The following is an 8,394-nucleotide window of genomic DNA, read 5'->3' on the forward strand; positions in this document are numbered from 1 at the left end:
ACCCAAAGACCCGCCTTGTGATGCAGTGAGGAATAAGAAGATGGATAACGAATCAGCCGTTCAATCGCTTACCGACGTGATGGCAAAGTTCACCGCCTATATCGGCAAGCGCCTGCCGAAGGACGTCAAGGAAAAGACCGCAAAATTGCGCGCCGCGGAGACCAATTCCCTGGCCATCGAGATCTACGATTCGATGGCCGAGAACCAGGACTACGCGGACAAGCTCGACCGCCCGAGCTGCCAGGATACTGGTGTCATCCAGTACTTCATTGCCGCCGGCGCCCGGTTCCCGCTGTTGGGTGAACTCGAAAACATCCTGCAGAACGCGACCCTGGAAGCCACCAAGAAGGGACCGCTGCGGCACAACGCCGTGGAGACCTTCGACGAGAAGAACACCGGCACCAACACCGGTTCGAAGATCCCGTGGCTGGACTGGGAAATCATCCCCGACGCCGACTATGCGCTGATCGACGTCTACATGGCCGGCGGCGGCTGCACCTTGCCGGGTTCGGCCAAGGTGCTGATGCCCGGACAGGGCTACGAAGGGGTGACCGAGTTCGTCTTCGACGTGATCACCTCGCGCGGCGTGAACGCCTGCCCGCCGCTACTGGTCGGCGTCGGCGTGTCCACTTCGGTGGAAACCGCGGCGCGCCTGTCCAAGCGGGCCATCCTGCGTCCGGTGGACTCCTCCCACCCGAACGCGAACGCCGCGATGATGGAAAGGCTCCTCGAGGAGGGCCTCAACGAGATCGGCATTGGTCCGCAGGGGTTGACCGGCAACAGCAGCGTAATGGGCGTCAACATCGAATCCTCGGCGCGTCACCCGTCGACCATTGGCGTGGCCGTCTCCACCGGTTGCTGGGCGCACCGTCGCGGCAAGATCCGCATCAATGCCGACCTGTCCTACGACATCCTCTCCCACGAAGGAGTAGTACTGTGAAAAAAGTCCTCTCGACCCCGATCAAGGATGAAGACCTCGCGGCCCTCAACGTCGGCGACGTGGTCTACCTGACCGGCCAACTGGTGACCTGCCGCGACGTGGCGCACCGCCGACTGATCGAGCTCAAGCGCGAACTGCCGGTCGACTTGCGCGGCGGGGCGATCTTCCACGCCGGTCCCATCGTCCGCAAGAAGGACGACGGCAGTTTCGAAATGGTGTCCATCGGACCGACCACCAGCATGCGCATGGAGAAGTTCGAACGTCAGTTCATCGAGGAAACCGGCGTCAAGCTGATCATCGGCAAGGGCGGCATGGGCCCGGAAACCACCGCCGGCTGCCTGGAGAACAAGGCTGTGCATGCGGTATTCCCCGGCGGTTGCGCGGTTCTTGCCGCGACCAAGGTGGAGGAGATCGAACGCGCGGAGTGGCAGGACCTGGGCATGCCGGAAACCCTCTGGGTGAACCGGGTTCGCGAGTTCGGCCCGCTGATCATCTCCATCGATACCAAGGGCAACAACCTGTTCGAGCAGAACAAGGCGCGCTTCAACGAGCGCAAGGGCGCTGTCATCGAGAAGATCAACAGCCAGGTGCGCTTCATCAAGTGACCTGGCCAGCGATCACGGCAGGGAAGCCGTGATCGCCCCCTTGCGGTGCAAGACGTGCTCCTTGCTCCCGTCTCCCGGACATGCCTCCTGGCGGGTTTCCGCCATCTTCTGTTCGGGTAGTGGCGTTCTTTCCCCACTCCATCGCCGGGAATTCCCACCAGGTTCCCGAAATAGACGCACCACGAGCGTCGGGTACAGGTCTTGCAATCATGAACGGCAAAGACCAGACAACGACTCAAGGGATAAGACCATGCAGAAAGCCTGTCACCATGAGCTGCGCAACGCCTTCCGTGCCCTGCTTGCCAGTCCAGCCTGTTACCACACCGCATCGGTGTTCGATCCCTTGTCGGCACGCATCGCCGCGGACCTCGGTTTCGAGGTCGGCATCCTTGGCGGTTCGGTCGCATCCCTGCAGGTGCTCGCCGCACCGGACATCGCCCTGATCACCCTCAGTGAGTTCGCCGAGCAGGCCACTCGCATCGGCAGGGTGGCCCGCCTGCCAGTTATCGCCGACGCCGACCACGGCTATGGCAACGCGCTCAACGCGATGCGTACGGTGATTGAACTGGAGCGCGCCGGCGTCGCCGCGCTGACCCTCGAAGACACCCTGTTGCCGGCACAATTCGGCCGCAAGTCCTATGACCTGATCAGCGTCGAAGAGGGAATCGGCAAGCTGCGCGCAGCCCAGGAAGTCCGCGACGACCGCGCGCTGGCGATCATCGCCCGCACTCACGCCGGCGTGCAGCCGTTGGCCGACGTCATCCACCGCACCCGCGCTTACCAGGGCGCCGGCGCCGATGGCATTTGCCTGGTCGGTGTGAAGGACTTCGCTCATCTCGAGGCCATCGCCGAAGACCTGCGCGTGCCGCTGATGCTGGTCACCTACGGCAACCCGGAACTGCGCGACGACAGCCGACTGGCCGAGCTGGGTGTGCGCATCGTGGTGGACGGTCACGGTGCCTACTTCGCAGCGGTCAAAGCCACCTACGACAGCCTGCGCGAACAGCGTGGCATCCCAATCGGCAACGGCCTCAATGCCTCGGAATTGGTAACCCGGTACACCTGCCCCGACGACTACATCGCCTGGGCGCGGGAGTGCATGAACGTCAAGGAATGATGCTGCAGCCTGACTGGCGATTAACATCGCCTCCACAGGCAATCTCGGCTCAGATCCGCAGGATGGGTTGAGGTACGAAACCCATGCGGACCATGGTTGATGGTTTCTCACGTCCAACCCCGCCGCGCAGGGCCACGGATGCAGCGGCTGCATTCACGGCGATACCTCCTCATGCGTGTCCTCGTAACGAATTCAGAACCGCGTACAGCTTCTCCCGCACGGCTTCTGTGAACTGACTCGGTGGCCTAACGGCATTGGCTGGCAATGACTCTTCGCAAAAAATCGCAAATTCCTCCGCGATCTGTTCGCACAAGTTGCGCAGCTTTTCGGGCGTATCCCAGAGCGTTGGGTCTACGGCCGGCAGCACTATCATCTTGTGGCTGGCGAGGCTCTCGAACTGGAGGTTGATCGCCCCATCCTCCTGCCGTGTCACGATGCAGTGAAATCCCGGCATCAATTCTTCGAAAAGCACTTCAATGCCCCGATTTTCGCTGGTGATGTTCATCGTGGGTTCTCCTCGACCCGGAAGGTGATCAGCGATCGCCGAGAGGGCAGGTCAGCAGTCGGGTGAACTGAACACCGGGCACCCATATTCATCGATGTGCAGCAGCTTGCTGAGCGCATCCTGGGCAGCCAGTGCCCCATCGGATCTGCGCTTGAAGTGAGTGCGGTAATATACCTGGTGGAGTTGGGGTTCGATATCGGGGTGATGCAGCTTGATGGCGATGAATGCCGGGACGTGATCACCGTTGAGGCGGGTTTCGGTCCAGGCAGCATGCCCGGGGAAGTCTCGTCGGTTCATGGCGGCCTCCTGCTGGGGTGCAACTCAGATATTGCGGATGTCAAATATGAACCAGCAACCAGAATCCGGGATGAGGTATCGATGAATGGCGTGCCCTGGTACTCAGGCAGACGAACGGTCCGAAATTTACGGGAACGGCTGTCCATTACTACGTTGTCTAAGTATCCGTTTTGTCAGGCCGCTGGATAACACCGGAGGCACCATGAAGCGCCTGCTTCAACAACGACTTCAAGATCAAGTGGATTCAGTCCTTCCCGGCTTCGAGGTCCTGTGCGAGTTCGGCCTGGGCCAGGTCATCGAGATCCGCCTGCGGCGAATCAAGTCGCACGAGTCGATACGCATAACGGGCGTACAGCTGGCCGACCTCCGTGGACCGGGCGCGCTTGATAGGACGGTCGAGCAGCTCCTGTTCGAGATTCAGGCAATTGTCGGCAATCTGCCTGCCCAGGACCCTGTAAGGACGGGGTAACGTGAAGCCCGGCGAGCAGGCCCTCATCGGCTCGTGACGACCTCCGCCTGATTTCAGAGGAGACGCAGCATGGACCGATTCACCGGCGGCTGCCTCTGCGGCAACGTCCGAATCGTGGCGTCGGGGCGCCCGTACCGGGTTGGCCTTTGTCACTGCCTCGACTGCCGCAAGCATCACGGGGCTCTTTTCAACGCCTGCGCGGTGTTTCCTCAGTATGCCGTGACGATCGAGGGCGAAACTCAAGACTACGCTGGTCGATTTTTCTGTCCCCGCTGCGGCTCGTCCGTTTTCGCCCGTACCGCAGACGAAATCGAAGTGAACCTCGGCGCCCTGGATGCTCCAGACCAACTGATGCCGACCTACGAAAGCTGGGTTGTGCGTCGCGAGTCCTGGTTGCCGCCGTTCCCGCTCGCAAGGCGCTACGAGCATGATCGTGATTCGACGGGGCGCCTTGAGGAGTAGGCAGGAACGTTGCGTTCGAGCAGACGAGTCAGCCGATGGCCTTGGCCATTTCAGTGGTGGCGGCCCAGCCCAGCTCTTCATAGACCGGCTTGCCTGCATCGGTCGCGTGCAGCACGGCGAAGCTCAATCCGCGCTGGGCGAACTCCGCTTCCGCCAACTTCATCAGGGACGAAGCCAGGCCGCGGCGCCGATAGGCAGGTTCGACGAACACATTCAGCACATAGCCGCGCTGGTCCAGGTTCGGATGGGCCGGGTGGGGTGGCCAGTCGATGCTCATGAGGCCTATCGCCGCCACGGGCTGTCCACCGTCCATCAATGCAAAACCATAGTAACGGCCATCGACCAGGCGCTGATGTAACCAGGGGCGGAAGTGCTCGGTCATCACCCGCAACTCCGAAGGAACTCCGCCTGCCTCGAGGAACATGGTTTCGCGATGCCGGCAGATCATCGGAAGGTCATCCGGCTCCAGCCGACGCACCTTAAAACCTGAAAAGTCGATGTCATCGAGCATCTCTTTCATCGCCTGGAACCGTTCGGAGTGGTCGATGCTAAGGCGGTGACAAGGTGCGTGATAGGTGCAGATCCAAACGAAATTCGCCATACAGAAATTCGATTCAGCCGCGCGAAGGGACGCCCTCAACCGGCTTGCTGCTTGCCATGCAGATCCACTCGTTCCTGGCTTGCCGCAGATCCTCCAGCCCGTGCAGCAGATCGGTTGTGCTCAACAGCGACATGGCATCGCGCAGATGTTGCAGGCCGAGCGCCTGGCCGCTTTTGCAGGCTTGCCATTGCTGTTCGGCGGCCTGGCGAGGATCGTCGAATTGCGTACCGAGTTGGGCAATGCCATTTCGCAGCGTCAGTGGCTTCAGCTTTGACAAGAACCCTGGAAAGTCTGCGAGAAATTGCTCGATGAATCGGCGCAACTCCTCTGGTGGGGTAGAAGGCGACTGGAGCCCGAAGAGGATGCCGGGCCGTCCACCGACGCGTCGATAGCCTGACAGGACGCCATAGCCCAGTTGCAGCTCGGTGCGCATGCGCTGAAAGAAGGCGGGCTCGATCAGCTGCGCAAGTGCACGCCAGATGGCCTCGGTGAGCGTGTCCTCACCGGGTTGGGCACAGAACAGCAGGAGTGCGTGTTGCGGGTCGGCCGTTTCGAATCGAGTCCAGGGCAGTTCGGCGGGGTTTCGTCCATTCGAAGGCAGGGGACCGAATGCCCGGCCGGGTAGCGCACGGGTCTGAGCGACTACCTGAGCCTGGGTCCGGGCATCCAGCCCGAATGCGAGGCCATCCCAGTTGGCCGATCGCCAGAAGTCATCCCAGGCGGACTCCAGCGCTTCAGCGGAAAATGGCTCGCAATCCGCCTCTGCGCCCTGATCCAGGCGGTAGAACATTTGCTGGATGAGGATGCCGCTGGATTGCCTCGCGCGGGACGATACGGACGGCGGCGTCGGCATGACCTCGAGTTGTTCGAGTACCGCCTGCAGTGCTGATGGAATCACGCGAGCGATTCCAATGAATGCAATCTCCCAATCCGTTTGCAGATGGGTCAGGCGGATTTCCAGACCGGCTTGCCGCGCTTCATCAATCATAGCGGCCAGCTTCGTGCGCAACATGGCAAACAAACGGTGCTGCGTGGGTCTGGCCGAGGCTGCGCGCCAACGCAGGAAGAGGGCGCCCTGGCCACTGGGGCTGGGTGGTTCGGGGGCAAGTTGCAGACCCCCAGGGTGAGGTGGTTGGTCGGGTGCAACGTCAGGCCATCGCTCCTCGCCCAGGAAGCGGTTTGTGGGCGGGAGTTGCCAATGTTGGGGCGCGGGCGAGCTGGCCGCGCGTGGATGGCCGCCGCGCAGATGCACCAGCTGCGCAGGCTGCAGTTGGGCCAGCACGGCGGGGAGGGCGGCAAGCATTTTTCGGCCTGATCCGGGCCATTGCCGGTCGTTGCACAACCAGTGTCGGGCCAGTGCCAATGGCCGCATGGTTTCCAGCTGGCGCAGTTGCACGCGAGCGTACTCGTCATGCAAGGCGTCCTTGTCCTGCACGCCGGCAAAGAACTCCAGCCAGCTGAACAGCAGGGCGATGGCATCCGGCTGATCGGCAGATGGCGGGCACGCCAGTTGCAGGTCGAGTTGCAGGATGGCCTGCCGTTCTCCGACCTTGGACAGCTTGATGTTCAGCCGCTCTGCGATCCCTGCGTCGCGGAGATGGCCGAACCAGCTGCCAGGCCCCTCGTGGGCCAGCCAGAAGGCGATGAAGTCGAGGGTCAGTTCGGCGTCTCGCGGCAGGCTGTCGAGGACGAAGGCCAGGCTCAGCTCGGAATCGGAGGGCGCGGGCGCAAGGCCGTTCCGAAGGGGGAAGAGGGCGGGCGGAGACGCTCGTCTCAGCAGCGGGGCGCTGCCGAGCTGTGCTGCATGGCGCTGCGCCAGCCAGTGCAGTTCATGGAGCGGCTGCGGGCCCGCCAGCACCAGGGTCTTCTGGCCGGTTCGATAGAACTGGCGGTGGTGTTCGTGCAGTGCTGCCTGGAAGGCCGGCTGGCGAATCGGCAGGCTGTAGCGATTGCCGGCATGGAAGCGGGCGCAAGGATGGTTCCGCGGCAGACTGGCCGCCAGTGGCAGGGCGCTACGCCCGTCGGCGTGTGTCCAGGCGAGGAACTCGGCATGCAGCACCTCGCGCTCCCTTTCCTGGCTCTGCAGCGCTAACGATGGCGCGGCGATCATGTCGCATAGGCGCGCCAAGCCGCCGTCGAAGGCGCTGCGCGGCAGCTCGAAGAAAAAGTCGGTATGACGTTCGCGGGTGGTCGCGTTGACGTCGCCGCCCTGGGCCAGGACGAATGGAATCAGGCCCTGTCCCAAGGGGAAGCTGGCACTGCCGAGGAAGACCAGGTGTTCGAGGAAGTGCGCCAGGCCGGGAAAGGCCTGGGGAGCATCATGGCTGCCCGCATGTATCCGCAGGGCCGCAGCGGCCCTGCCTAGGCCAGGCTGATGGAGCAGGACCAGTTCCAGGCCATTGTCCAGGCGGGTGCGCAAGGGGCTGGGTCCGGGGGCGGCGAGTCGGCTGTTCATGATCTCAGCGGCTCGTCGCGATGAGCCGGGCATTCTTCTCGTTGCGATAGGTCAGTTGTTCCGGCGGCTTGGCGGCATGCTCCGCTTCTTCCCGGGCCGCCAGTATCTGGCCGTGGTGTGCCGACTTGGCGCAGACCGGGTCGGCGTTGCTGGCGTCGCCGGTGAGCAGGAAGGCCTGGCAGCGGCAACCGCCGAAGTCCTTTTCCTTCTCGTCGCAGGAGCGGCACGGCTCGGGCATCCAGTCGTAGCCACGGAAACGGTTGAAACCGAAGGACTCGTACCAGATATGCCGCAGCGAGTGCTCGCGCACATTCGGGAACTGCACCGGCAACTGGCGGGCGCTGTGGCACGGCAGCGCGGTGCCATCCGGGGTGATGTCGAGGAACAGGCTGCCCCAGCCGTTCATGCAGGCCTTGGGGCGTTCCTCGTAGTAGTCCGGGGTGACGAAGATCAGCTTGCACGGATGCTTCTCGGCGGCGAGCTTGTCCCGGTATTCGTTGGTGATGCGCTCGGCCCGTTCCAGCTGGGCGCGGGTCGGCAGCAACCCGGCGCGGTTCAGCTCGGCCCAGCCGTAGAACTGGCAGGTGGCGAGTTCGACGAAGTCCGCCTCCAGCTCCAGGCACAGTTCGATGATCCGCTCGATGCTGTCGATGTTGTGCCGGTGGGTGACGAAGTTCAGCACCATCGGGTAGCCCTGCGCCTTCACCGCGCGGGCCATCGCCAGCTTCTGCGTAAAGGCCTTGCGCGAGCCGGCCAAGAGGTTGTTCACCTCCTCGTCGGCGGCCTGGAAGCTGACCTGGATATGGTCCAGCCCGGCGTCCTTGAAGGCGGCAATGCGCGCCTCAGTGAGGCCGATGCCGGAGGTGATCAGGTTGGTGTAGTAGCCCAGCTCCCGCGCGGCGTGGATCAACTCTTCCAGGTCCTGGCGCACCAGCGGCTCGCC

10 protein-coding genes are annotated in these 8,394 nt (G+C 63.0%); 5 read left to right on the forward strand and 5 right to left on the reverse strand.

Annotated elements, in window-relative coordinates; translation table 11 throughout:
• The first annotated feature begins 40 nt into the window (after positions 1 to 40).
• From ttdA to E8E75_RS13325, 3 genes are all read left to right on the forward strand, one after another.
• The gene (ttdA, locus tag E8E75_RS13315; RefSeq protein ID WP_120650580.1) at positions 41 to 940 is read left to right on the forward strand and encodes a L(+)-tartrate dehydratase subunit alpha; all 900 of its coding nucleotides are present in this window, start codon (positions 41 to 43) and stop codon (positions 938 to 940) included.
• On the forward strand, positions 937 to 1,545 hold the full coding sequence (gene ttdB / locus E8E75_RS13320; RefSeq protein WP_120650582.1) for a L(+)-tartrate dehydratase subunit beta: 609 nt from the start codon (positions 937 to 939) through the stop codon (positions 1,543 to 1,545). Before ttdA ends, ttdB begins: the two co-directional genes overlap by 4 nt.
• Before the next feature lie 250 nt (positions 1,546 to 1,795).
• A complete protein-coding gene (locus E8E75_RS13325; RefSeq protein ID WP_280359134.1) occupies positions 1,796 to 2,662 on the forward strand; it encodes an oxaloacetate decarboxylase in 867 nt (288 codons plus the stop codon).
• Positions 2,663 to 2,831: 169 nt separating this feature from the next.
• Here E8E75_RS13325 and E8E75_RS13330 read toward each other — a convergent pair whose 3' ends face one another.
• On the reverse strand, positions 2,832 to 3,167 hold the full coding sequence (locus E8E75_RS13330) for a hypothetical protein (protein ID WP_120650586.1): 336 nt from the start codon (positions 3,165 to 3,167) through the stop codon (positions 2,832 to 2,834).
• A 51-nt stretch (positions 3,168 to 3,218) separates the two neighbouring features.
• Complete coding sequence (locus E8E75_RS13335; protein ID WP_120650587.1) at positions 3,219 to 3,464, reverse strand: hypothetical protein; 246 nt, start codon at positions 3,462 to 3,464, stop codon at positions 3,219 to 3,221.
• 202 nt (positions 3,465 to 3,666) lie between these two features.
• Between E8E75_RS13335 and E8E75_RS13340 the strand changes: the two genes are divergently transcribed.
• Positions 3,667 to 3,933 carry a hypothetical protein gene (locus E8E75_RS13340; protein WP_120650589.1) on the forward strand — a complete coding sequence of 89 codons (267 nt, stop codon included), beginning with the start codon at positions 3,667 to 3,669 and terminating at the stop codon, positions 3,931 to 3,933.
• Between the two features lie 69 nt (positions 3,934 to 4,002).
• Positions 4,003 to 4,395: a GFA family protein gene (locus tag E8E75_RS13345; RefSeq protein ID WP_280359136.1), complete on the forward strand. Its 393-nt coding sequence runs from the start codon at positions 4,003 to 4,005 to the stop codon at positions 4,393 to 4,395.
• Positions 4,396 to 4,423: 28 nt separating this feature from the next.
• Here the strand turns inward: E8E75_RS13345 and E8E75_RS13350 are convergent, their stop codons facing one another.
• The 3 genes from E8E75_RS13350 to pqqE form a co-directional block, all read right to left on the reverse strand.
• Positions 4,424 to 4,915 (reverse strand): GNAT family N-acetyltransferase, encoded by a 492-nt coding sequence (locus E8E75_RS13350; RefSeq protein ID WP_153920776.1) that lies wholly within the window; start codon positions 4,913 to 4,915, stop codon positions 4,424 to 4,426.
• 94 nt (positions 4,916 to 5,009) lie between these two features.
• Entirely contained in the window at positions 5,010 to 7,451 is a 2,442-nt protein-coding gene (pqqF, locus tag E8E75_RS13355) for a pyrroloquinoline quinone biosynthesis protein PqqF (protein WP_280359138.1), read from the reverse strand.
• Between the two features lie 4 nt (positions 7,452 to 7,455).
• The coding region (gene pqqE, locus E8E75_RS13360; RefSeq protein ID WP_280359139.1) for a pyrroloquinoline quinone biosynthesis protein PqqE at positions 7,456 to 8,394 on the reverse strand (939 nt) is incomplete at its 5' end.

The organism is Pseudomonas sp. BN606, from assembly GCF_029873115.1.
Lineage (GTDB): Bacteria > Pseudomonadota > Gammaproteobacteria > Pseudomonadales > Pseudomonadaceae > Metapseudomonas.